Annotated in this window: 23 protein-coding genes; 13 read left to right on the top strand and 10 right to left on the bottom strand. The window is 65.4% G+C overall.

Annotated features, from left to right (window positions below):
* The first annotated feature begins 105 nt into the window (after positions 1–105).
* The 4 genes from ABIG06_RS04655 to ABIG06_RS04640 all read left to right on the top strand — a co-directional run bounded on the left by ABIG06_RS04655 (position 106) and on the right by ABIG06_RS04640 (position 2,824).
* The gene (locus tag ABIG06_RS04655; RefSeq protein WP_124162495.1) at positions 106–567 is read left to right on the top strand and encodes an Hsp20 family protein; all 462 of its coding nucleotides are present in this window, start codon (positions 106–108) and stop codon (positions 565–567) included.
* A gap of 72 nt (positions 568–639) precedes the next feature.
* Complete coding sequence (locus ABIG06_RS04650) at positions 640–1,131, top strand: Hsp20/alpha crystallin family protein (RefSeq protein ID WP_370134603.1); 492 nt, start codon at positions 640–642, stop codon at positions 1,129–1,131.
* Between the two features lie 87 nt (positions 1,132–1,218).
* Positions 1,219–1,554 (top strand): hypothetical protein, encoded by a 336-nt coding sequence (locus tag ABIG06_RS04645; RefSeq protein WP_124162497.1) that lies wholly within the window; start codon positions 1,219–1,221, stop codon positions 1,552–1,554.
* A gap of 163 nt (positions 1,555–1,717) precedes the next feature.
* Positions 1,718–2,824, top strand: coding sequence for a trypsin-like peptidase domain-containing protein (locus ABIG06_RS04640; protein ID WP_370134600.1), 1,107 nt, complete (start codon positions 1,718–1,720; stop codon positions 2,822–2,824).
* Positions 2,825–2,885: 61 nt separating this feature from the next.
* On the opposite strand, the gene ABIG06_RS04635 is transcribed toward ABIG06_RS04640, so the two are convergent.
* Positions 2,886–3,062 carry a hypothetical protein gene (locus ABIG06_RS04635; protein WP_199752071.1) on the bottom strand — a complete coding sequence of 59 codons (177 nt, stop codon included), beginning with the start codon at positions 3,060–3,062 and terminating at the stop codon, positions 2,886–2,888.
* On the bottom strand, positions 3,059–3,277 hold the full coding sequence (locus ABIG06_RS04630) for a hypothetical protein (protein WP_370134597.1): 219 nt from the start codon (positions 3,275–3,277) through the stop codon (positions 3,059–3,061). The genes ABIG06_RS04635 and ABIG06_RS04630 overlap by 4 nt, the downstream gene beginning before the upstream one ends.
* Before the next feature lie 308 nt (positions 3,278–3,585).
* Between ABIG06_RS04630 and ABIG06_RS04625 the strand changes: the two genes are divergently transcribed.
* The gene (locus tag ABIG06_RS04625; protein WP_370134596.1) at positions 3,586–3,996 is read left to right on the top strand and encodes a hypothetical protein; all 411 of its coding nucleotides are present in this window, start codon (positions 3,586–3,588) and stop codon (positions 3,994–3,996) included.
* A gap of 100 nt (positions 3,997–4,096) precedes the next feature.
* On the opposite strand, the gene ABIG06_RS04620 is transcribed toward ABIG06_RS04625, so the two are convergent.
* The gene (locus ABIG06_RS04620; RefSeq protein ID WP_370134595.1) at positions 4,097–4,948 is read right to left on the bottom strand and encodes an HpcH/HpaI aldolase/citrate lyase family protein; all 852 of its coding nucleotides are present in this window, start codon (positions 4,946–4,948) and stop codon (positions 4,097–4,099) included.
* Positions 4,948–5,400, bottom strand: a complete 453-nt coding sequence (locus tag ABIG06_RS04615) for a MaoC family dehydratase (protein WP_124162502.1) — start codon at positions 5,398–5,400, stop codon at positions 4,948–4,950. Before ABIG06_RS04615 ends, ABIG06_RS04620 begins: the two co-directional genes overlap by 1 nt.
* Positions 5,401–5,547: 147 nt before the next feature.
* Here ABIG06_RS04615 and ABIG06_RS04610 point away from each other — a divergent pair, with 147 nt between their 5' ends.
* Positions 5,548–6,714 carry an acyl-CoA dehydrogenase family protein gene (locus ABIG06_RS04610; protein WP_124162503.1) on the top strand — a complete coding sequence of 389 codons (1,167 nt, stop codon included), beginning with the start codon at positions 5,548–5,550 and terminating at the stop codon, positions 6,712–6,714.
* Positions 6,715–6,739: 25 nt separating this feature from the next.
* Here the strand turns inward: ABIG06_RS04610 and ABIG06_RS04605 are convergent, their stop codons facing one another.
* The 3 genes from ABIG06_RS04605 to ABIG06_RS04595 all read right to left on the bottom strand — a co-directional run bounded on the left by ABIG06_RS04605 (position 6,740) and on the right by ABIG06_RS04595 (position 9,790).
* Positions 6,740–8,311: an AMP-binding protein gene (locus ABIG06_RS04605; protein ID WP_370134592.1), complete on the bottom strand. Its 1,572-nt coding sequence runs from the start codon at positions 8,309–8,311 to the stop codon at positions 6,740–6,742.
* A gap of 33 nt (positions 8,312–8,344) precedes the next feature.
* Positions 8,345–8,980, bottom strand: coding sequence for a uracil phosphoribosyltransferase (upp, locus tag ABIG06_RS04600; protein WP_370134591.1), 636 nt, complete (start codon positions 8,978–8,980; stop codon positions 8,345–8,347).
* 69 nt (positions 8,981–9,049) lie between these two features.
* Positions 9,050–9,790, bottom strand: a complete 741-nt coding sequence (locus tag ABIG06_RS04595) for a crotonase/enoyl-CoA hydratase family protein (RefSeq protein ID WP_370134589.1) — start codon at positions 9,788–9,790, stop codon at positions 9,050–9,052.
* A gap of 85 nt (positions 9,791–9,875) precedes the next feature.
* Between ABIG06_RS04595 and ABIG06_RS04590 the strand changes: the two genes are divergently transcribed.
* A complete protein-coding gene (locus tag ABIG06_RS04590) occupies positions 9,876–10,457 on the top strand; it encodes a TetR/AcrR family transcriptional regulator (protein ID WP_370134587.1) in 582 nt (193 codons plus the stop codon).
* Between the two features lie 92 nt (positions 10,458–10,549).
* Here the strand turns inward: ABIG06_RS04590 and ABIG06_RS04585 are convergent, their stop codons facing one another.
* Positions 10,550–10,735: a hypothetical protein gene (locus ABIG06_RS04585; RefSeq protein WP_370134586.1), complete on the bottom strand. Its 186-nt coding sequence runs from the start codon at positions 10,733–10,735 to the stop codon at positions 10,550–10,552.
* 23 nt (positions 10,736–10,758) lie between these two features.
* The gene (locus ABIG06_RS04580; protein ID WP_370134584.1) at positions 10,759–11,226 is read right to left on the bottom strand and encodes a hypothetical protein; all 468 of its coding nucleotides are present in this window, start codon (positions 11,224–11,226) and stop codon (positions 10,759–10,761) included.
* A gap of 592 nt (positions 11,227–11,818) precedes the next feature.
* Here ABIG06_RS04580 and ABIG06_RS04575 point away from each other — a divergent pair.
* The 6 genes from ABIG06_RS04575 (at position 11,819) to ABIG06_RS04550 (ending at position 20,117) form a co-directional block, all read left to right on the top strand.
* On the top strand, positions 11,819–11,908 hold the full coding sequence (locus ABIG06_RS04575; protein WP_035698142.1) for a K(+)-transporting ATPase subunit F: 90 nt from the start codon (positions 11,819–11,821) through the stop codon (positions 11,906–11,908).
* Positions 11,909–12,021: 113 nt separating this feature from the next.
* Entirely contained in the window at positions 12,022–13,725 is a 1,704-nt protein-coding gene (gene kdpA, locus ABIG06_RS04570; RefSeq protein ID WP_370134582.1) for a potassium-transporting ATPase subunit KdpA, read from the top strand.
* Positions 13,726–13,749: 24 nt separating this feature from the next.
* A complete protein-coding gene (gene kdpB, locus ABIG06_RS04565; protein WP_424578080.1) occupies positions 13,750–15,867 on the top strand; it encodes a potassium-transporting ATPase subunit KdpB in 2,118 nt (705 codons plus the stop codon).
* A gap of 111 nt (positions 15,868–15,978) precedes the next feature.
* On the top strand, positions 15,979–16,584 hold the full coding sequence (locus ABIG06_RS04560) for a K(+)-transporting ATPase subunit C (RefSeq protein WP_370134578.1): 606 nt from the start codon (positions 15,979–15,981) through the stop codon (positions 16,582–16,584).
* 123 nt (positions 16,585–16,707) lie between these two features.
* Positions 16,708–19,431, top strand: coding sequence for a DUF4118 domain-containing protein (locus ABIG06_RS04555; RefSeq protein WP_424578079.1), 2,724 nt, complete (start codon positions 16,708–16,710; stop codon positions 19,429–19,431).
* Positions 19,428–20,117, top strand: coding sequence for a response regulator (locus ABIG06_RS04550; RefSeq protein WP_370134575.1), 690 nt, complete (start codon positions 19,428–19,430; stop codon positions 20,115–20,117). The genes ABIG06_RS04555 and ABIG06_RS04550 overlap by 4 nt, the downstream gene beginning before the upstream one ends.
* A gap of 159 nt (positions 20,118–20,276) precedes the next feature.
* On the opposite strand, the gene ABIG06_RS04545 is transcribed toward ABIG06_RS04550, so the two are convergent.
* Positions 20,277–21,161, bottom strand: a complete 885-nt coding sequence (locus tag ABIG06_RS04545) for a Ku protein (protein WP_124162516.1) — start codon at positions 21,159–21,161, stop codon at positions 20,277–20,279.
* Positions 21,162–21,248 lie beyond the last annotated feature (87 nt).

Below are 21,248 nucleotides of genomic sequence, written 5' to 3'. Positions count from 1 at the left end.
TGCCAGGATCGGGTCCGGCACGGGCGCCGGGCTGGCCTTTCGGACCCGTCTGAAATCCCGCCTTGCGCTCCTTCGTATCCATCTTGCTCTTTGGAGGACTTGGTTATGAGGACCAGTTTCGACTTCGCGCCCCTGTGGCGCTCCACCATCGGCTTCGACCACCTGGCCGACCTCGTCGACAGCACGCTGCGCCAGGCGACCGAGGACAATTATCCCCCCTACAACATCGAGCGTTCCGGCGAAGACCATTACCGGATCAGCCTTGCGGTAGCGGGCTTCGGGGCCAGCGATATCACCGTGACGGCCGAGCAGAACGCGCTTACCATCGAGGGCAGGAAGCCCGAGACTGCTGCGCGCGAATATCTATACCAGGGCATCGCCGCGCGTCCGTTCCGGCGCGTGTTCAATCTCGCCGACTACGTGCAGGTGAAGCAGGCCTCGTTCCAGGACGGGCTCCTGATCATCGACCTCGTCCGCGAGGTTCCGGAAGCCATGAAGCCGCGCCGCATTCCGATCGCGGGCGGCGCTTCTGCGGCATCGCAGATTGAGCAGAAGAAAGCAGCCTGAGCGCTCGATCGAATGGCGGAACGCGGCGCGCGGATGCGCGGGCCGCGCTCCCGATGCATGAAGGAGAGAACCATGGCTTTTCGTGATCTCATTCCCTGGTCGAGAAACCAGGAGCTTGCGCCAGCGCGCGACAACTTCGATCCGTTCCTGACGCTTCACCGCGAGATGAACCGTCTGTTCGACGACGTCTTCCGTGGCTTCGGCGGGACCGGCCTGTCGCCGCTGATGGAAGGCCGCTTCGGCTGGCCGAAGGTCGAGCTCAGCGAGACCGACAACGCGCTGACCGTCTCGGCCGAGCTTCCCGGCCTCACCGAGAAGGACGTGCAGGTCGAGATCGCCAATGGCGTCCTGACCGTCCGCGGCGAGAAGAAGGCGGAGCGCAACGGCGAAGGCAGGTACTTCACCGAGCGCTATTACGGTGCCTTCGAGCGGCAGATCCCGCTGGAGGGTGTCGAGGAAGACAAGGCCGAGGCCTCGTTCAAGAACGGCGTCCTGACCGTGTCGTTGCCGAAATCGGAGAAGGCGCGCGAAGGCGTCAAGCGCATCGCGATCAACACGCACTAGTGTCAAGCGGGGCGGCGGCGATGTGGCGCCGCCGTCTCCTCGTCAACAAGCCGTCCCCCTGGAAAGGAGCATGTGGGAGACCCACCGATGACCAACGTGAATACCAATTCCGGCACTCTCAATCCACTGTTTCATCCCGCCGCCCACTACGACTCGCCTGCCGACGTCCTGAATGCCGAGGAGCTCTCGTCGCCCGAGAAGCGCGTCATCCTGTCGTCCTGGGCATCGGACATGTACGCGGTCGAATCCTGTCCCGCCTTGCGCGAGATTCCCGGCATGAGCCACACGGTCCGGCTCGCCGACATTCTGGCCGCCTTGCGCAAGCTCGATGGCGACAACGACAATGACGACCCGCCGCGGGGCGGCGGCGTGCCGATGCGGTTGCGGCGGCCATGGGCCGCCGCCGAAGGGCAGGCGGCATGATGTTCACGCCCACCGTCCTCGGGCTCGTGCTGCTCGGCCAGGCCGCGGCCGCCTGGACCGTCCCGTTTCTGGCCTTGCAGGGCTGGATCGTCGCATCAGGCGACGAAGGCTGAAGCACCAAGATTCCGACTATCCCCACAACACAAGCGGCAGGGTGACGATGATGACTGCTGTGCGTCTGCTGTTCCTGGCCTTGCTCATGCTGACGCTCACGGCATCGCAGCCTGCTGCCGGCCAGATTCCGGATCTGAAGACCGGCGGCCCGGTGCCGACGCTGGCGCCGCTGGTGCGCCAGGTGACGCCCGCCGTGGTCAACATCTCCGTGCACGGCCGCGTGCGCGAGGACAACCCGCTTTATCGCGACCCGCTCTTCCGCGAATTCTTCGATGTTCCCAGGCAGATCGAGAAGGAGGTCAATGCGACCGGCTCCGGCGTCATCGTCGACGCCCAGCGCGGCTATGTGCTGACCAACAATCATGTTGTCGAAGGCACCTCCGCCGTTCAGATCACGACCAAGGACGGCCGCCAGTTTTCCGCCAAGGTCATCGGCCGCGATCCGCCCACCGATGTCGCGGTGCTCCAGGTCCAGAACCCGGCCGGGCTCAAGGCGCTTCCCTTCGGCGACAGCGACGGGCTCGAGGTCGGTGATTTCGTCCTTGCGATCGGCAATCCCTTCGGCCTCGGCCAGACCGTGACATCAGGGCTCGTCAGCGCCCTGGGCCGCACCGGCATCGGCAAGCAGGGCTATGAAGATTTCATCCAGACCGATGCGGCGATCAATCCCGGCAATTCCGGCGGCGCGCTGGTCAGCCTGCGCGGCGAACTCGTCGGCATCAACTCTGCGATCATCTCGCCCGCGGGCGGCAATGTCGGCATCGGCTTTGCCATACCGGTCAACATGGCGCGCAAGGTGATGGAGCAGATCATCGCCAATGGCCGCGTCGAGCGCGGCCGCATCGGCGTTTCGCTGAAGGACCTGCATCCGTCGGTCAATAGGGGACTGAATCAAGGCGCCGTCATCGCCGAGATCGCTGCGGATTCGCCCGCGGAAAAGGCCGGTCTGCGCAAGGGTGATATCGTCACCGGAGCCGACGGCCGCCCGATCCGCACCGCCGCCCAGCTCCGCAACACGATCGGCCTTGCGCGCATCGGCGAGGATGTGAGGCTGACCTTGTTGCGCAATGGCGCGCCGCTCACCGCTACCGTGAGAGTGGCGCCGGCGACTGAGCCCAGCAGCGCGCTCGCAGGCCCCAATCGACTCGTTCGCTGAAACGAATGCGGGGACGAACCGCGGAAGGAAGGGCGGTTCGGCCCCTGCGACGATCTCCAGCTCAGGCCGCGCGGTGATCCCATTCGCCTTGCAGGTCCCGGATCAGCCGCCGCTCGCGTTCGATGCGTTGACGATAGAGCTCGCGCTCATGCTCGGTCTTCGCGCTTGCAAGAAGCAGCTCGTAATGGCCGATGACCTTCTCGCTGCCTCGAATGAGCAGGTCTCGCTGACTGTTCATTGCGCCATCCCCGCCGCATTGGCCGGCGCTCCGGAAGCGCGCAAGCCGACCGGGAAGGTCACCGCGGTCAGGCCATCGAGCGCCGATTGCTCTTCCGCGAGGCGCCTCTCGACGAAATGGCGCTCCAGATCCGACAGCCTGGTCTTCAGCAGACGCCGATAGCGGTGGATGTTGTTGCGGTGCGCACGAATGCGGGCCAGATTCTCATCGAGCATGATCGTCTCTCCAGACGGTCGCGTTAATTCCTTTTGATGTCGAGGGTGAGAAAGTCTCTTCTCGGCGAAAAAAAATATGCAGCGGGTGACCGGTGTCAAGATGATCGAAGCCGCATTCGCCTCTCCCCACTCGCGGCAGAGCAATCGCATCTGACTCTTGGGGCTGACCTTGAGCGCGCGTCTCGAAGGATGGCCCACAAGGAGTTCTATAGCTGGGTTCCGCCAGCGATTGCCTTTTGTCGGCCAGCAAGCGAACCTCGTGCGGCCATATTTGAGCAGGAGTGATCTTCCGTGAGGGAGGCACTCCGATGACCAAGGCTCTGATCACCGCCATTGCAATGCTGGCTTGTGTGCCGGCGGGTGCGCTTGCGCAGGAGCGCGCGGGCTCGGCAGCGCTCGGTGCCTTGTCAGGCGCGGTCGTGCTGGGCCCGGTCGGAGCCGTCGCCGGAGCCTTGGTCGGCTACACCGCCGGACCCTCGATTGCCCGGTCCTGGGGCCTGAGGGGCTCGCAATCGGCAAGATACCGGCAGCCGCCGCGACGCGCGGCCACGACCCGCGTCCCACCGCGTACGCGCGAGGCGATGAATGCCAATGGCCAGATGCCAGCTGCCAGCAATCCGCCGCCGGTTCAGGCCGCCCCCATCCAGACCGCCCCCGTCCAGGCTGCGCCTGCCGTCCCGGCGCAAGCCGCGATGCCGCCCGTTCAGGGATTCGACTGAGGTCCCGGCAGTAGGCCGTCCGCCTTCGGCGGCCATCAATCGCCCGTCCGCGCCATCAGCGCAGCCACGGTGACGATCATGCCGAAGCTTGCGTCCCGCGCTAGGGCTGGCCGAGAATCTTCTTCGCGGCGCGAAGGTGCGGCTTGTCGATCATCTGGCCATCGAGCCGCAGCGTGCCGGAATCGGGATTGCTCGCGAACGCCGCAATCACCTTTTCCGCCCATTTGCGCTCGGTGTCCGTCGGCGCGAAGGCCGCGTTGACGATGTCGACGTGCTTGGGATGGATCAGCGCCTTGGCCGAAAAGCCGTCGCGCCGCGCGGCGCGCGTTTCGGCTTCGAGTCCCGCGAGATTGTCGATGTCGGTGTAGACCGTGTCGATGGCTGCGACCTCGGCCGCCGCCGCAGCCATGAGGCAGAGATCGCGTGCCAGGCGGTATGGGCTGTGGAACACGCCGCCGCTCGCCTTCTCGGTGGCGCCGAGCGAGGCGGAGAGATCCTCCGCGCCCCACATCAGGCCGGCAAGGCGAGCGGAGCAGCCCTTGTAGCTGCCGAGCCCGAAGATCGAGCCGGCGGTCTCCGTGGCGACGCAGACGACACGGGTCGTGCCGATCGCGATGCCGGCTGCCGCTTCCAGGGCTTCGAGCCAGGTCGCGACCTGTCGCACGTCGTCGCCGCCCTGCGATTTCGGCAGCACGATGCCGTCGGGCCTGCCCGGAATCACCGCGGCAAGATCGGCGAGCGTCATGCCGGTGTCGAGCGCGTTGACGCGGACGTAGAGCTGATGTGGCTTGCTGCGACTTTTCAGCATCGCAAGCGTCAACCCGCGCGCCTCCGCTTTCTTCTCCGCGACGACGGAGTCCTCGAGATCGATGATCAGCGCGTCGGCCTTGCCTTCGCTCGCCTTCTCGAACTTGCGCGGGGTGTCGCCCGGCACGAACAGCATCGAACGCATCAGACCGGCCTCTTGTGCATCATCGCCATGCGGCGGCATTTGCCGACGACCTCGTCGCTTTGGTTGTACGCGTGGTGCTCGAACTCGACGATGCCGGCCCTGGGCCGCGACTTGGAGTCCCGCACCGACAGCACCTTCGTCGTAGCCCGCAACGTGTCGCCATGGAAGACCGGCTTTGGAAACGTGACCTCGGTCATGCCGAGATTGGCGACGGTGGTGCCCAGGGTCGTATCATAGACCGTCATGCCGATCATGATGCCGAGGGTGTAAAGGCTGTTGAAGATGCGCTGGCCGAACTCGGTCTTTTCGGCGAAATGCGCGTCGATGTGCAGCGGCTGCGGATTGAGCGTCAGCAGGCTGAACATGGTGTTGTCCATCTCCGTGACGGTCCGGGTCAGCGGATGCCTGAACTCCTGGCCTACGGAAAAGTCCTCGAAATAGAGTCCGGCCATCGCGGTTTCCTCCTCACGAAATAACGGCGCGCTCATAGCGTCGCGCCGCATGACCCTATGCATGGTAGACACACTTCGCGGGCAAATTCACGTATCTGCATGTGGTTTTTCGAGCTAAAGAACGCTTGGCGAAGGGAGGTCAAGACCATGGATTTCGCGCTCACCGATCAGCAGGAAGCCATTCGCGATGCCATCGCCAAGATCTGCGAAGGCTTTCCGGACGCCTACTGGCTGAAGAAAGACCACGACGGCGGCTTCCCGCACGACTTCCACAAGGCGCTGGCGGACGCCGGCTGGCTCGGCATCTGCGTGCCCGAGGAATACGGCGGCTCCGGCCTCGGCATCACCGAAGCTGCGATCATGATGCGCACCATCGCGGAATCGGGTGCCGGCATGTCCGGCGCCTCCGCGGTGCACATCAACGTGTTCGGCCTCAATCCCGTCGTCGTGTTCGGCACCGAGGAGCAGCGCAAACGGATGCTGCCGCCGATGGTCGAGGGCCGCGAGAAGGCGTGCTTCGCCGTCACCGAGCCCAACACCGGCCTCAACACCACGCAGCTCAAGACCCGTGCGGTCGCCAAGAACGACCGCTACATCGTCAACGGCCAGAAGGTGTGGATCTCGACCGCGCAGGTCGCGCACAAGATCCTGCTGCTGGCTCGCACCACGCCGCTGGAAGAGGTGCGCTCGCCCACCCACGGCCTCAGCCTGTTCTATACCGATTTCGACCGCAACAGGATCAAGGTCCACGAGATCGAGAAGATGGGACGCAAGATCGTCGATTCCAACGAGCTGTTCTTCGAGGATTTCGAGATTCCGATGGAGGATCGGATCGGCGAAGAGGGCAAGGGCTTCGAGTACATCCTCGAAGGCATGAACCCCGAGCGCATCCTGATAGCAGCGGAGGCTGTCGGCCTCGGCAAGCTCGCGCTTTCGCGCGCGACCGAATACGCGAAGACGCGCGTCGTGTTCAATCGCCCGATCGGCAAGAACCAGGGCATCCAGCACCCGCTTGCAGTGAACTGGGTCGAGCTCGAGGCCGCCTGGCTGATGGTGATGTCGGCGGCGTGGCAATACGACAAGGGCATGCCGTGCGGCGCCGCGGCCAATGCCGCGAAATATCTCGCAGGCGAAGCGGGCTTCTCGGCCTGCGAGCAGGCGGTGATGACCCATGGCGGCTTCGGCTATGCCAAGGAATTCCACGTCGAGCGATACTTGCGCGAAGTGCTGATCCCGCGCATCGCGCCGGTCAGCCCGCAGCTCGCGCTCAGCTTCATCGCGGAAAAGGTGCTGGGACTCGCCAAGTCGTACTGAACGCGCCTTGTGTGGCGCAAGCCGCCTATTCGGCGGCGATCCGCTCCATCGCCATTGCACGAAGCCTGGCGCGCTGGATCTTGACGCCGTTGGCGCTGTCGGTGATGGGGAAGGCGTCCACGACATAGATCCGCGCCGGTACCTTGTAGCCGGCGAGCCGCTCGCGCAGGTGCGCGACCAGCGTTTCCTGCATTGGCGGCTGCTTTGCCGGGATCACGAAGGCGACGCAGCGCGCCTGGCCCTTCAGATCCACTGCAACCACCTGGGCGTCGGCAACGCCGGTACACGATTTGAGCTCGTCCTCGATCTCGCCGGGCGCGACCAGAAAGCCGCCGAGCCGCATCGCATCGCCGGCGCGGGTTTCGTAGGCGAAGGAGCCGTCGCCGCGCAGCCGGCCGATGTCGCCGGTGCGGAAGAACCCGTCTGCGGTGATCGCATCGCGCGTCGCTTCGGGGTTGTTGAAATAGCCGAGGAAGCGCGAGGGCGCGCGGATCTCGATCTCGCCGGACACGCCGCTCGCCGCAAGCTCGCCGGTCTCGGTGTCGCGCACGCGCACTCTCGCGCTCGGCGACATCGGCCAGCCGCCACCCTCGATGCGATCGGCGAACGCATCGCTATCACGGGCGATGGAAAACAGCGCCTGCACCTCGCTCGAGCCGTACAGGCCGAACAGCTTCATGCCGCGCGTTTCAGCCTCCGCGGCCAGTTCGCGCCAGCCGGGCTGGAACGCGGCGAAGCCGCAGACTTCGAGATGCGGGAACGGACGTGGCTCATCCGAGAGCGCGAGGATGCGGCGGAACATCTCGTCGGAGCCGAAAGAGTGCGTGATCCTGCAGTCCCGAAGGATCTTCACGGCCAGCGCCGCCTCGAAGGCGTCGAGCACATGGACGGTCGCGCCAGCTGCGACGAAGCCGAGCAGGCTCGTCATGCCGAACGTGCCGCAGAACGGCAGCATCGCCAGCAGCGAATGGCGTTGCGGATCGAGCTGGAGCGCGCGGGCGACGGAGACGGCGTGCGTCGCCAGCGTCCGCTGCGAATGCGCAACGAGCTTCGGCCCCTTGGTCGTGCCCGACGTGGTGTAGAGCAGCATGGGCAGGTCGACGGCGCCTTGAACATGCTGTGCCGGCGGGTAGGGCGCGTCGAACGCATCGAACCGCACGCAGGGCCAGTGTGCCGAGATGGTATCCGCGCCGACCACCGCGAGCCGTTGCAGCGCCGGCACCTCGTCCTTGGCGATGCCCGCAAGGATGGCGGCAAAGTCGATCGTGCGGAATCCCGCCTCGGCGATTATGAGCTTCGCGCCGGACAGCTTAAGCAGATGCGCGACCTCCGCGCTGCGGTAGCGTGTATTGACGGCCGCGACGACCACACCCAGCCGTGCGGCGGCGAACAGCAGTGCCAGCCATTCGAGGCGGTTGACCAGCCAGACCGCGACGACGTCGCCCTGGCCGATGCCCTGGGCCGCAAGCCAGGCGGCGGTCTGCTCGACCTTCGTCGAGAATTCCGCGCGAGAGACAGTTCTACCGTCGAATACCAGGGCGGGATCGGCGGCCTCGGTCCGGATCAGCGATTGCAGCGAGAAATCGTTGGCACTCATGGCAATCGGAGTAGCCCGATCGTGCCGAGCTGTCTACTTGGTGCCGAACATCCGGTCGCCGGCATCGCCCAGGCCCGGCACGATGTAGCCGTGGTCGTTGAGCCGCTCGTCGATCGCGGCGGTCCAGATCGGCACGTCGCCATGCTCGCTCTGAAACTGGGCGATGCCCTCGGGCGCGGCCAGAAGGCAGACGAAACGGATGTCGCGGGCGCCGCGCGCCTTGAGCAGGGAGGCGCCGGCGCAGGCCGAGTTGCCGGTCGCCAGCATCGGATCCATCAGGATCACGGTGCGGTCGGACAGGTCCTGCGGCGCCTTGAAGTAATATTCCACGGCCTGCAATGTCTCGGGGTCGCGGTACAGCCCGATATGGGCGATGCGCGCCGACGGCATCAGGGCGAGCATGCCGTCGAGGAAGCCGACGCCGGCGCGCAGGATCGGTGCCAGCGTGAGCTTCTTGCCGGCGATCTTGGGTGCCCGCATCGGGGCGATCGGCGTCTCGATCTCGACCAGCTCCAGCGGCAAGTCACGCGTCACCTCGTAGCAGAGCAGCATCCCGATCTCGTTCAGGATCTCGCGAAAGCTCTTGGTCGAGCGGTCCTTCTCCCGCATCAGGGAGAGCTTGTGCTGGATCAGAGGATGGGTGACGACGTTGACGCTGCCAATGCTCATGAAACCGCTCTACACCGTTCCATGAAATTGCGCCAGATCGCGCGGGTCTTTTCCGTGGACGACGCGGCTTCAACGGGGCATCGCGACCGCGCTGCGCGCTCGGTTGCTCGCCTCGTAGGCAGCCATGGTCAGCTCGCGGTCGATCGCCATGCGCATGGCGTCCATGGCCGGCTGGCGCAGGCGCCTCTTCGCAGCTGCATGCGATGGCTTGTGGATGGCGCGCAAGCCAGCGATGATCTCCTCGAGCGTGGTGTCGACCATCTCCGGCGCAACCACGCGATCGAGAAGGCCAGCGGTCAACGCCACCTCCGGCTCGAACATCTCGCCCAGCGTGGCGGTACGGCTGAGCCAGGCCGGATGCAGGCGGCTGCGCGCGAGCTCGATGGCGAAACTGGGTGGTGCGATGCCGATGGCGACCTCGTTCAGTCCCATGCGGTGCGGTCCGCGTGCGCCGAGCCTGACGTCGCAGGCGAGCAGCAGGAACGTCCCCATCGGATAAGCATGGCCCTCCATCACGCCGATGGTCGGATGCGGAAACGACATCAGCCGCAGCGCCAGTTCCGCGCCGGCCCGAACCATCTCGAGGCTCCTGGCGGCATCGCCCGAGGCGAACACTTTCAGATCGAAGCCGGCGGAAAAGACGCCCGGCCGCGCCGAGCGCAGCACCACGATCTCCGCCTCCGTCTCGGCACGGTCGAAGGCGGCTGCAATCTCGCCCAGCATCGCGGCCGACATCGCATTGACCTTGCCGTCGTCGAGTCCGATCCGCGCCACGCCGCCGTTCAGCTCATAAGTCACTCTCTCAGGCATCTGCCTCTCCCTGTCATCGTCACGTCTTGACTGTCGGAGGCTGATGTAGACCAATCAATATAGTTCTTGACCGGAGGAGAGTGCCATGCCGGCCGTGCCAAAGCACCGTCAGCCCATCATCAACGCAGCGGTGACCCTGTTCCGGCGGCAGGGATTTGCCCGCACCGGCCTCAACGACATCGTCGACGTCAGCGGCGCACCGAAGGGCTCGCTCTACCATTATTTTCCGGACGGAAAATCCTCGATCGCGGTGGCGGCGGTAGAGGAGGCGGGACGCCGCGTCGCGGCGACAGTCGCCAAGCTCGCGAAAGAGTGCGGCTCGACCGGCGAGCTCCTGCGCGCGCACGCAAGGCTGCTGGCAGGCTGGATGCAGGGCTCCGGCTTTCGCAACGGCTGCCCGATCACGACCGTGCTGCTCGAGCTTGCACCGCGCGAGCGCGCCGTGTCCGATGCTGGTCGCAAAGCCTATGCGGTGCGATTATCCATCCTGCGTGACAAGCTTCTCGCGGACGGCTTTGCCAGACCCCGGGCGGAGGCGCTGGCCGTGCTCTGCACCTCGGCGCTTCAGGGCGCGCTGATCCAGGCCCGCGTCGAGCGCAGCGGCCGGCCGATCGAGGTCACCGCGGCGGAGCTGGCACGGCTGATCGAAGCGGAGCGGGGGAGCTAGACCCCGAGGCCGGGTTCGCAGTCACGCGCATGCCGAGCAGCAATGCGCTGATCAAGGCGGCCATGATGACGAGCTTGAACTCGACCATGTCGTTACCTCGCAAGGCACAGGATTGCTGTCCTCAGCGCGATCAGCGCGGTGAGCACGCTGCCCATCGACAGCATGGCCAGCCCATGCAGGGCGATACGCTCGAGTCGAGCTTTGCGCAGCTTCGATATGCGCAACTGCTGTTCAGCCCTCAGATGGGGTCGTTCAAAGCCGAGAATCGGCGTCGGCATTTCTCGTGTCCTTTCAGATACGTCTAGCCGTAGTGATCGCAGGCGACCGGCTCGCAGAGCGGATCCGGCACAGGACGGACGGAAGGAGCGCTCGGCGGCGACAGATCGACCGCCAGCGCCCGCACCTCGAGGAACGCCGACAGCAGCGCGAGCGCGAGGTCGGCATGGCGCACCTCGACCGCGGCGTCCAGCCAGTCCGGCAGCTCGCGTTCGCGTGACAGCGCGCACTGCCACTCGCCCTCGTCATAGGCGATGCGGCGGACCTGCCACATCGGCAGCTCCAACTCCATCAGCGCCAGCGCCGCATCGGCCCATGCCTCGGCGTCGATCAGGCGCGCGAGGCGTGCGGTGCGCCCGCTCTGTCCGAGCGCGGGGATGCGCCGGCAGACGTGACCAATGATGTCGAGCATCAACGGCCGCGTCATCGCATGCGCATTGCGCAATCGGTCGCCGAGTGATGGCGGATCGTAGCGTCGGAGAGCGGCGGTCATGTCAGGCCTCCTGGAGTTGGCGTCGGTCAGTCGGCCGGCCTCACCAAGATGGCCCGGAGGGCATTTGAAAACGAGATAGGGATCGGGCGAGAGATATAGGGATTTCATAGGCGCACAGAGTCTTTCGTGCGGGCGCGCCGGATCCTCGACCGTCATCTCCGCCGAAGGTGGCGGCTTATGCGAGCAGGGCTCTTTTAGAGGATCTTGGCTGCGGCTTGCTGCAACCACGGTTGCGAGAGCGATCGTGGGCCGCGCCGCTGTGCTGCCGGCCCGGAAGACCATCCGGAATGTCTGGCCGGCGTCACGTCGCCGGCGGCCATGGCGTGCCGGCCTTTATGAGATTCCTATAACGTCGCCATAGGCCTCATCTCGAAAACCTATGCGCGCGGTGGCACGTCAGCGCGGTGAATTCCCGGCCGCGCGCGTTCGGTCGCAGCAACGGCCCGCCGGAATCCAGACGGGATATGCCGGAAACGTCTCAACTGAGGAGTATCGTCATGATGGATCTTCTGATGCTGGCGCTTGCCGCCGCCTTCTTCGCCCTCGCGATCGGCTACACCTGCGCCTGTGAACGGCTGTGAGGGAGCCGATCATGATTTTCGATTATGCCCTCGCCGGCGCCGTCTCGTTCGGCCTCCTGATCTATCTCACCTACGCGCTGTTGCGTCCCGAGCGGTTTTGAGGCCGTGCTGCTGCTTGTCGAATTGCTGCTGGCCGACGCTGCGCTCGTTGCGGGCCTGCTTGCGCTGCTCCTGCCGCTGTTGCGCCGGACCCAAAGCCTGAAGGGTTAATGCCATGACTGTCATCGGTTGGTTCCAGATCATTCTTTACTGTGCGATTGTCGTCGCGCTGACGAAGCCGCTCGGCTGGTACATGACGCGCGTATTCAACGGCGAGCGCACCTTCCTGTCGCCCGTCCTGCGCCCGATCGAGGCCGGCATCTACTGGATCTCCGGCGTCGACGAGAAGCGCGAGCAGCATTGGCTGACCTACACGGTCGCCATGCTGCTGTTCCATGTCGGCGGCTTCCTGATCATCTACGGCCTGATGCGACTGCAGGCCGTGCTGCCGTTCAATCGGGCCGGGCAGTCCGCGGTCGCCGAAGACCTATCGTTCAACACCGCGATCTCCTTCATCACCAACACCAACTGGCAGAACTACGGCGGCGAGAGCACGTTGTCCTATCTGACCCAGATGGTCGGCCTCACGCACCAGAATTTCCTGTCTGCTGCGACCGGCATCGTGCTCGCTGTCGCGCTGATCCGCGGCTTTGCCCGCGCCTCTGCTCGCACCGTCGGCAATTTCTGGGTCGATGTGACCCGCTGCACGCTCTATATCCTGCTGCCGATCTGCATCGTCTACACGCTGTTCCTGGTCTGGCAGGGCATGCCGCAGACGCTCGGGCCCTATGTGGAGGCGACCACGCTCGAAGGCGCCAAGCAGACCATCGCGGTCGGTCCTGTTGCCTCGCAGGTCGCGATCAAGATGCTCGGCACCAATGGCGGCGGCTTCTTCAATGCCAACGACGCGCATCCCTTCGAGAACCCGACCGCGCTGTCGAACTTCGTGCAGATGCTGTCGATCTTCGCGCTCGGCGCGGCGCTCACCAATGTGTTCGGCCGCATGGTCGGCAACCAGCGCCAGGGCTGGGCGATCCTCGCGGTGATGGGCGTGCTGTTCGTCGCCGGCGTGGGCGTCTGCTATTGGGCGGAAGCCGACGGCACCGCCACCATGCATGCGCTGGGCCTGACCGGCGGCAACATGGAAGGCAAGGAGGTCCGCTTCGGCATCGTCGCGTCCTCGCTGTTCGCCGTGATCACGACGGCCGCCTCCTGCGGTGCCGTCAATGCCATGCACGACAGCTTCACCGCGCTCGGCGGCATGATTCCGCTGATCAACATGCAGCTCGGCGAGATCATCGTCGGCGGCGTCGGCGCCGGCATGTACGGCATGCTGCTGTTCGTCATCCTCGCGATCTTCGTCGCAGGCCTGATGGTCGGCCGTACGCCGGAATATGTCGGCAAGAAGATCGAGGCGCGCGAGGTCAAGATGGCGATGCTCGCCATTCTCGTCCTGCCCCTGATGATCCTCGGCTGGACCGCCGTCGGCGTGGTCTATCCGGCGGCAGTCGCCTCCATGGCGAATGCCGGACCGCACGGCTTCACCGAAGTGCTGTACGCCTTCACCTCGGGGACGGCTAACAACGGATCGGCCTTCGCGGGCCTCACCGGCAACACCTTCTTCTACAATCTTACGCTCGCCAGCGCGATGTTCGTCGGCCGCTTCTTCATGATCGTGCCGGCGATGGCCATCGCGGGATCGCTCGCGGCCAAGAAATCGATCCCGCCCTCGATGGGCACGTTCCCGACCACCGGAAGCCTGTTCGTCGGCCTCGTCGTCGGCCTCATCCTGATCATGGGCGGCCTGACCTTCTTCCCGGCGCTCGCGCTCGGCCCGATCGTCGAACATCTGGCGATGAACGCCGGCAACCTGTTCTGATCCAGCTTTTTCGGAGTGACCTCCATGGAATCTGTCCATAAACCCAACAAGCGCATGCCGGTCTCGGCGATGCTGGATCCCAGGATCGTGATGCCCGCGATCGGCGCGGCCTTCGCCAAGCTCGACCCGCGCGCCACGATCAAGAACCCGGTCATGTTCGTGGTCGAGATCGTCGCCGCGCTCACCACGGTGATCTTCCTGCGCGATCTCCTGACCGGCGGGGAAAATCTCGGTTTCACCTTCCAGATCATTCTCTGGCTGTGGTTCACCGTGCTGTTCGCCAACCTTGCTGAAGCAGTGGCCGAGGGGCGCGGCAAGGCGCAGGCCGAGACGCTGCGCAAGACACGAACCGAGAGCCAGGCCAAGCTGCTGAGCGGCGCAGGCCGCGACTACAGGCTCGTGCCGGGCACGAGCCTCAAGGTCGGCGATCTCGTGCTGGTCGAGGCGGGCGACACGATTCCCTCGGACGGTGAAGTGGTGGAGGGCGTCGCCTCCGTCAACGAAGCCGCCATCACCGGAGAATCGGCGCCCGTGATCCGCGAATCCGGCGGCGACCGTTCGGCGGTGACCGGCGGCACGCAGGTGCTGTCGGACTGGATCCGCGTCCGCATCACGGCAGCCCAGGGCTCGACCTTCATCGACCGCATGATCAAGCTGGTCGAGGGCGCGGAGCGGCAGAAGACGCCGAACGAGATCGCGCTCAACATTCTGCTCGCCGGCCTCACCATCATCTTCGTGTTCGCCACCGTGACGATCCCGAGCTATGCGGCCTATGCCGGCGGCTCGATCTCGGTGATCGTGCTGGTGGCGCTGTTCGTGGCGCTGATCCCGACCACCATCGGCGCGCTGCTGTCGGCGATCGGCATCGCCGGCATGGACCGCCTGGTCCGCTTCAACGTGCTGGCGATGTCGGGCCGCGCGGTCGAGGCCGCCGGAGACGTCGACACGCTGCTGCTCGACAAGACCGGCACCATCACGCTCGGCAACCGGCAGGCGACCGCGTTCCTCCCCGTCCGCGGAGTGACCGAGCAGGAGCTGGCGGACGCAGCCCAGCTCGCCTCGCTCGCCGACGAGACCCCGGAAGGCCGCTCCATCGTCGTGCTGGCGAAGGAGAAGTACGGCATCCGCCGCCGCGACATGGCGGAGCTCGGGGCCACCTTCATCCCGTTCACGGCGCAGACCCGCATGAGCGGCGTCGATGCCGGCGGCTCTTCGGTGCGCAAGGGCGCGGTCGATGCCATGCTGAACTATGTCGGCGGCGGCGCTCCGACCGCGGTCGCTTCCGGCAACATTGCGCGGTCAATGCAGTCTGCCGCGCTTTCCGAGCTCGGCCGCGAGATCCAGGCGATCGCCGACGACGTGTCGAAGTCCGGCGGCACGCCGCTGGCTGTCGCCAAGGACGGCAGGCTGCTCGGGATCGTCCAGCTCAAGGACATCGTCAAGGGCGGCATTCGCGAGCGCTTCGCCGAGCTGCGCCGCATGGGTATCCGCACCATCATGATCACCGGCGACAACCCGATGACGGCCGCGGCCATTGCGGCCGAGGCGGGCGTCGACGACTTCCTGGCGCAGGCAACCCCCGAGGACAAGCTCAAGCTGATCCGCGACGAGCAGGCCAAGGGCAAGCTGGTCGCCATGTGCGGCGACGGCACCAACGACGCGCCGGCGCTCGCCCAGGCCGATGTCGGTGTTGCCATGAACACCGGCACCCAGGCCGCCCGCGAGGCCGGCAACATGGTCGACCTCGATTCCAACCCGACCAAGCTGATCGAGGTGGTCGAGATCGGCAAGCAGCTCTTGATGACGCGCGGTGCGCTGACGACGTTCTCGATCGCCAACGACGTCGCCAAATATTTCGCGATCATCCCGGCGATGTTCCTGGCGTTCTACCCCCAGCTCAACGTGCTCAACGTCATGAAGCTGTCGAGCCCGCAGAGCGCCATCCTGTCGGCGATCATCTTCAACGCGCTTGTCATTATTGCGCTGATCCCGCTCGCGCTGAAGGGCGTCGCCTATCGCGCGGTCGGTGCCGGCGCGCTGCTCCGGCGCAACCTCTTGATCTACGGGCTTGGCGGCATCGTCATTCCCTTCATCGGCATCAAGGCGATCGATCTCGTCGTGACCGCCTTGCACCTGGCTTGAATTCGTCATTGCGAGCGAAGCGAAGCAATCCAGAAATGCCTCCGTGGTTGATAGTCTGGATTGCTTCGTCGCTTCGCTCCTCGCAATGACGGGAAAAATCGGAGAAAGCACATGCTCAGAGAAATCCGCCCCGCCATCGTCCTCTTGCTGGCGCTCACCGCCCTCACCGGTCTTGCCTATCCGCTCGCGATGACCGCCATTGCCGGGACGTTGTTTCCCGTGCAGGCGCAGGGCAGCCTCATCGAAAAGGACGGCAAGGTGATCGGCTCCGCCCTGATCGGGCAGGAGTTCAAGGACGACAAATACTTCCATGGCCGCCTCTCGGCGACCGTTGCGCCAGACCCGAATGATTCGACCAAGACGGTGTCGGCCCCCTACAACGCCGCCAATTCGGGCGGCTCCAACCTCGGCCCGACCAGCAAGGCGCTGGCCGACCGGCTGAAGGAAGATGTGGACGGGCTCAGGATCGAAAATCCGAACGCTTCCGTGCCGGTCGACCTGGTGACGACTTCGGCGAGCGGCCTCGACCCGAACATTTCGCCGGAGGCGGCGCAATTCCAGGTGCCGCGCGTGGCGAAGGCGCGGAATCTGCCCGAGGATCAGCTCAAACAGCTTGTGACCGCCAACACCGAAGGCCGCCTGCTCGGCCTGCTCGGCGAACCCAGGGTTAACGTTCTGGCGCTGAATCTCGCGCTCGATCGCATCGCCGCGAAGTAGCAGTCTAGGCTCGCGGCGCGCGGATGATTATATTCGATGGCGAAGCCTTCCTCTCGCTCTCCCCGCTTGCGGGGAGAGGCGAAATGACAGGCGGAGAAAATAACGGATAGACAAGCCGTCCCGATGGCCCGAGAGCGCCGCGACCCCGAACAACGTCCATCCCCGGAGGCACTGCTGCAAGCGGCGCGCCGGGAGGAAAGCGCGAGCGGCAAGCTGAAGATTTTTGTCGGCGCCGCTCCCGGCGTCGGCAAGACCTACGAGATGCTGCAAAGCGCCCATGCCAAGCGCAAGGCCGGCATCGATGTCGTGGTCGGGTTCGTCGAGACTCATGGCCGCGCCGAGACCGAGGCGCTGGTGCGCGGCCTCGAAGTGGTCCCGCGCAAGAGGCTGGACTACCGCGGCCAGATCGTCGAGGAGATGGATCTCGACGCGGTGATCGCGCGGCGGCCGCAGATTGCGCTGGTCGACGAGCTCGCCCACACCAATGCGGCAGGCAGCCGCCATCCCAAGCGGTACCTGGACGTGGAGGAGCTGCTCTCCCACGGCATCGACGTCTACACCGCCGTCAACATTCAGCACATCGAGAGCCTGAACGACGTCGTCGCCCAGATCACCCATGTTAGGGTGCGCGAGACCGTGCCGGATTCGGTGTTCGACCGCGCCGATGCGATCGAGCTGATCGATCTCACGCCCGACGATCTGATCCAGCGGCTGAAGGAGGGCAAGGTCTATGTGCCCAAGCAGGCCCAGCGAGCGCTGGAGCATTATTTCTCGCCGGGCAACCTCACCGCGCTGCGTGAGCTCGCACTGCGGCGCACCGCCGAGCGGGTCGACGAGCAGCTTCTCAATCACATGCAGGCGAATGCGATTTCCGGGCCTTGGGCCGCGGGCGAGCGCATCCTCGTCTGCATCAGCGAGGATGCACGCGCCGCCGGCCTCGTGCGCTACACCAAGCGGCTGGCCGACCGGCTGCATGCGCCGTTCACCGCGATCTCGATCGAGACGCGGCGATCCCTGCAATTGTCCGACGAGCAGCGCGATCGGCTGGCCGACACGTTGCGGCTGGCGGAAGCTCTTGGGGGCGAAGCGCTGACCATTCCCGCCGTCGGCCGGCGTATTGCCGATGACGTCGTCAATTTCGCGCAAGGCAACAACGTCACCCAGATCGTGATCGGCAAGTCGACGCGTTCGCGCTGGTTCGAGATGACGCGTGGCTCCGTCGTGCACGACCTGGTGCGCCGCGCCGGTAACATCACGGTCCACGTCATCGCCGGTGACGAGCTGCCGGGCGAGGCCGCGCCCAAGACCGCGGTGCAGACCGCTGCGCGCTCGGAGCCGTTCAACCCGCTGCCCTATCTGAAGGCGCTCGGGATCGTGCTGATCGGCCTCGGCGCCGCGGAGCTGATCCAGCCCCATTTCGGCATCGAGAACGTCGATCTCGTGCTGCTGACGGCGGTGGTCACGGTTGCCGTGCGCTATGGCTTATGGCCGTCGCTGCTGGCGACCGTCGCGGCTTCCCTGTGCTATAATTTCTTCTTCCTGCCACCACTCTACACCTTCACGATCACAGACCCGACCAATGTCGCCGCCTTCCTGCTGTTCCTGGTGGTCGCGATGATCGTCTCCAATGTCGCCGCGCGCGTGCGCATCCAGGCCGATACCGCCATCGGCCGGATCAGAATGACCGAGCAGCTCCATGCCTTCAGCCGCAAGCTCGCCGGCACCGCCACGCTCGACGACGTGCTGTGGGCGACCGCCTACCAGATCGCGTTGATGCTGAAGGTGCGCGTGGTGCTGCTGTTGCCGGAAGAGGGCCTGCTCACCGTGAAGTCCGGCTATCCGCCGGAGGATGAGCTCGATCAGGCCGACCTCGCTGCGGCCAACTGGGCCTGGAGCAACGATCGCCCCGCCGGCCGCGGCTCGGACACGTTGCCAGGCGCCAAGCGGCTGTTCCTGCCGATGCGCACGGGACGTGGCCCGATCGGCGTCATCGGCATCGACAACGACCGTACCGGCCCGCTGCTGACGCCGGACCAGCGCCGGCTGCTCGATGCACTGGTCGACCAGGGCGCGCTCGCGATCGAGCGCGTGCTGCTGGTCGAGGACATGGACCGCATTAAGCGCACCGTCGAATCCGAACGGCTGCGCTCGGCGCTGTTGACCTCGATCTCGCATGATCTGAAGACGCCGCTCGCATCTGTCTTGGGGGCGGCCTCCACCATGCGCGATCTCGCCGGCGCCCTTTCCGACACCGAGAAACGCGACCTGCTCGCCACCGTGATCGACGAATCCGAGCGGCTCAACCGCTTCATTGCCAATCTGCTCGACATGACCAAGCTCGAATCCGGCGCCATCGTGCCCAACACGGCGCTGCACGATCTCGGCGAGATCGTCGGCAGCGCGCTGCGGCGCGCCAGCAAGATACTCAACCGCCACAAGGTCGAGCTGATGCTGGCTCCCGATCTGCCGATGCTCCAGCTCGATGCCGTGCTGTTCGAGCAGGTGCTGTTCAATCTGCTCGACAATGCCGCCAAATACGCGCCACCCGACACCACGATCTCGATCCGCGGCCGGTGCGAGAGCGGGCATGTCGTGCTCGAGATCGCCGACGAGGGAGCCGGCATTCCGCCCGACGAGCTCGAGAGCGTGTTCGACAAGTTCTATCGCGTGCAGAAAGGCGATCACGTCCGTCCCGGCACCGGGCTCGGGCTCGCCATCTCCCGTGGCTTCGTCGAGGCGATGCGCGGTACGATCTCCGCTGCCAATCGCAGCGAGCGGAGTGGCGCGATCCTCACCATTCGCCTGTCCATCCCGGCAGCGAGCCACGCATTGGATACCGCCGCATGAGCGCTGCTCCGATCAAGGTCCTGGTCATCGACGACGAGCCGCCGATCCGCAAATTGCTGCGGGTGGGATTGAGCACGCAGGGCTATGAGATCCTGGAGGCGTCGAACGGCAGGACTGCGCTGGAGAAGCTCGAGGAAGGGCCGGCGTTGATCATCCTCGATCTCGGCCTGCCCGACGTTCAGGGGCACGAACTGCTCCGCACCATTCGCGCCCGCAACGAAGCCGTGCCGATCGTGGTGCTGTCGAGCCGCGGCGACGAGGCCGGCAAGGTGCAGGCGCTCGATCTCGGCGCCGACGACTATCTGACCAAGCCGTTCGGCATGGAGGAGCTTTTGGCGCGGCTGCGCGCCGCGTTGCGCCACCAGCTTCAGGTCAAGGGCGAGCGCCCTGTGTTCCGCACCGGCGATCTCTCGGTCGATCTCGTCCGCCGCATCGTCAAGGTCGGCGAGCGCGAGGTGAAGCTCTCGCCGAAGGAGTATGACCTGTTGCGCGTGCTGGTGCAGCATGCCGGCAAGGTGCTCACCCACCGCTTCCTGCTCAATGAGCTATGGGACGAGCTGACCGATGCGCAGTATCTGCGCGTCTATGTCCGCCAACTTCGGCAGAAGATCGAATCCGACCCGGAACGGCCGCAATATGTGCTGACGGAGACAGGGATCGGATACCGGCTGAAGGCGGGGGATTGAGCGTAGCTCGGCGGCATCGGGTGCTGGCTTGAGGCAAACTCGTCATGGCCGGGCTTGACCCGGCCATCCACGTCTATCGGCATGCGAGGATGGATGCCCGGGTCAAGCCCGGGCATGACGACCGAGGTTGTGGCGCACGCCTGCTTCCGCAATGACGGATTAACCCGCCTTCCGGTGCCTCGCCGCTGTCCGGTGCGTCTTCTTGGCGGCGCGATGCCGTCCGGTCGCACGCCGCGGATGTGACTTCGTCGCTGTCTTCTTGCCGCCGCGTCCCTTCAGGCTCTGCTTGAGCGCATCCATCAGGCTGACGACGTTGCTGGGTCGTTCCTCGGGCTCCGGCAGCTCGATCTTCTTGCCGCTCGCCTTGCGCTTCACCAGGGCCTTCAGCGCGTCCTCGTATTCGTCCTTGAACTTGCCGGGGTCGAAATGCGCCGCCTTGGTGCGCAGGATATGGCCGGCGAGCTCGACCATGTCCTTGGTGATCTTCGGGCTCTTGATGTCGTCGAAGAACTGGTCCTCCTCGCGCAGCTCGTAGGGGAAACGCAGCGTGGTGCCGAGCAGGCCCTTGCCGAGCGGCTCGATCGCCATCACGTGCTCGCGGTTGGTCAGCACGATCTTGGCGAGCGCGACGCGTTCCTCGTCCTTCATGGCGTCGCGGATCACCGCGAAGGCGTCGACCGCGGCCTTGCCGTCGGGCGCAATGTAATAGGGATGGTTGAGGTAGCGCTGGTCGATCTCATCGCGCGGCACGAAGCTCTCGATGTCGATGGTGTGATTGCTCTCGATCTGGACCGCCTCGAGCTCCTCCGGCTCGATCTCCACATATTTGCCCTTGCGCAGCTCGTAGCCGCGCCCCTTCTGGTCGCTCTCGACGACGTCACCGGTCTCGGAATCGATCATCTGCTGCTTGAGCCGGTTCCCGGTCTCGCGGTTGATCAGGTGAAACCGCGTCTTCTCGGCCGCCGTCGTCGCCGGATAGAGCACGACCGGGCAGCTGACCAGCGACAGCTTCAACGTTCCCTTCCAATAGGCGCGCGGTGCCATTCCATTCTCCAGCGTTTTCAAGGCGTTTTGGAACCCCAACCGTCCCATAGGGTTTTGGTTCCGGGCGGGACTTTCGCCGTGATAGGC

Source organism: Bradyrhizobium sp. USDA 326, from assembly GCF_049739485.1.
Taxonomy (GTDB): Bacteria; Pseudomonadota; Alphaproteobacteria; order Rhizobiales; family Xanthobacteraceae; genus Bradyrhizobium.
Note: the sequence above shows the minus strand (reverse complement) of the source record. Positions and strands in the feature narration are given on the sequence as shown.

Excerpts from the sequence above, each read along its gene's own strand:
- ABIG06_RS04640 (WP_370134600.1), top strand. The coding sequence starts at position 1,718 with ATGACTGCTGTGCGTCTGCTGTTCCTGGCCTTGCTCATGCTGACGCTC.
- ABIG06_RS04620 (WP_370134595.1), bottom strand. The coding sequence starts at position 4,948 with ATGCGTTCGATGCTGTTCGTGCCGGGCGACACCCCGCGCAAGTTCGAG.
- ABIG06_RS04655 (WP_124162495.1), top strand. The coding sequence starts at position 106 with ATGAGGACCAGTTTCGACTTCGCGCCCCTGTGGCGCTCCACCATCGGC.
- ABIG06_RS04545 (WP_124162516.1), bottom strand. The coding sequence starts at position 21,161 with ATGGCACCGCGCGCCTATTGGAAGGGAACGTTGAAGCTGTCGCTGGTC.
- ABIG06_RS04585 (WP_370134586.1), bottom strand. The coding sequence starts at position 10,735 with ATGCCGACGCCGATTCTCGGCTTTGAACGACCCCATCTGAGGGCTGAA.
- ABIG06_RS04645 (WP_124162497.1), top strand. The coding sequence starts at position 1,219 with ATGACCAACGTGAATACCAATTCCGGCACTCTCAATCCACTGTTTCAT.
- ABIG06_RS04610 (WP_124162503.1), top strand. The coding sequence starts at position 5,548 with ATGGATTTCGCGCTCACCGATCAGCAGGAAGCCATTCGCGATGCCATC.
- ABIG06_RS04575 (WP_035698142.1), top strand. The coding sequence starts at position 11,819 with ATGATTTTCGATTATGCCCTCGCCGGCGCCGTCTCGTTCGGCCTCCTG.
- ABIG06_RS04595 (WP_370134589.1), bottom strand. The coding sequence starts at position 9,790 with ATGCCTGAGAGAGTGACTTATGAGCTGAACGGCGGCGTGGCGCGGATC.
- ABIG06_RS04650 (WP_370134603.1), top strand. The coding sequence starts at position 640 with ATGGCTTTTCGTGATCTCATTCCCTGGTCGAGAAACCAGGAGCTTGCG.
- ABIG06_RS04635 (WP_199752071.1), bottom strand. The coding sequence starts at position 3,062 with ATGAACAGTCAGCGAGACCTGCTCATTCGAGGCAGCGAGAAGGTCATC.
- ABIG06_RS04550 (WP_370134575.1), top strand. The coding sequence starts at position 19,428 with ATGAGCGCTGCTCCGATCAAGGTCCTGGTCATCGACGACGAGCCGCCG.
- kdpB (WP_424578080.1), top strand. The coding sequence starts at position 13,750 with ATGGAATCTGTCCATAAACCCAACAAGCGCATGCCGGTCTCGGCGATG.
- ABIG06_RS04625 (WP_370134596.1), top strand. The coding sequence starts at position 3,586 with ATGACCAAGGCTCTGATCACCGCCATTGCAATGCTGGCTTGTGTGCCG.
- ABIG06_RS04630 (WP_370134597.1), bottom strand. The coding sequence starts at position 3,277 with ATGCTCGATGAGAATCTGGCCCGCATTCGTGCGCACCGCAACAACATC.
- ABIG06_RS04555 (WP_424578079.1), top strand. The coding sequence starts at position 16,708 with ATGGCCCGAGAGCGCCGCGACCCCGAACAACGTCCATCCCCGGAGGCA.
- upp (WP_370134591.1), bottom strand. The coding sequence starts at position 8,980 with ATGAGCATTGGCAGCGTCAACGTCGTCACCCATCCTCTGATCCAGCAC.
- ABIG06_RS04615 (WP_124162502.1), bottom strand. The coding sequence starts at position 5,400 with ATGGCCGGACTCTATTTCGAGGACTTTTCCGTAGGCCAGGAGTTCAGG.
- ABIG06_RS04605 (WP_370134592.1), bottom strand. The coding sequence starts at position 8,311 with ATGAGTGCCAACGATTTCTCGCTGCAATCGCTGATCCGGACCGAGGCC.
- ABIG06_RS04580 (WP_370134584.1), bottom strand. The coding sequence starts at position 11,226 with ATGACCGCCGCTCTCCGACGCTACGATCCGCCATCACTCGGCGACCGA.
- ABIG06_RS04560 (WP_370134578.1), top strand. The coding sequence starts at position 15,979 with ATGCTCAGAGAAATCCGCCCCGCCATCGTCCTCTTGCTGGCGCTCACC.
- kdpA (WP_370134582.1), top strand. The coding sequence starts at position 12,022 with ATGACTGTCATCGGTTGGTTCCAGATCATTCTTTACTGTGCGATTGTC.
- ABIG06_RS04590 (WP_370134587.1), top strand. The coding sequence starts at position 9,876 with ATGCCGGCCGTGCCAAAGCACCGTCAGCCCATCATCAACGCAGCGGTG.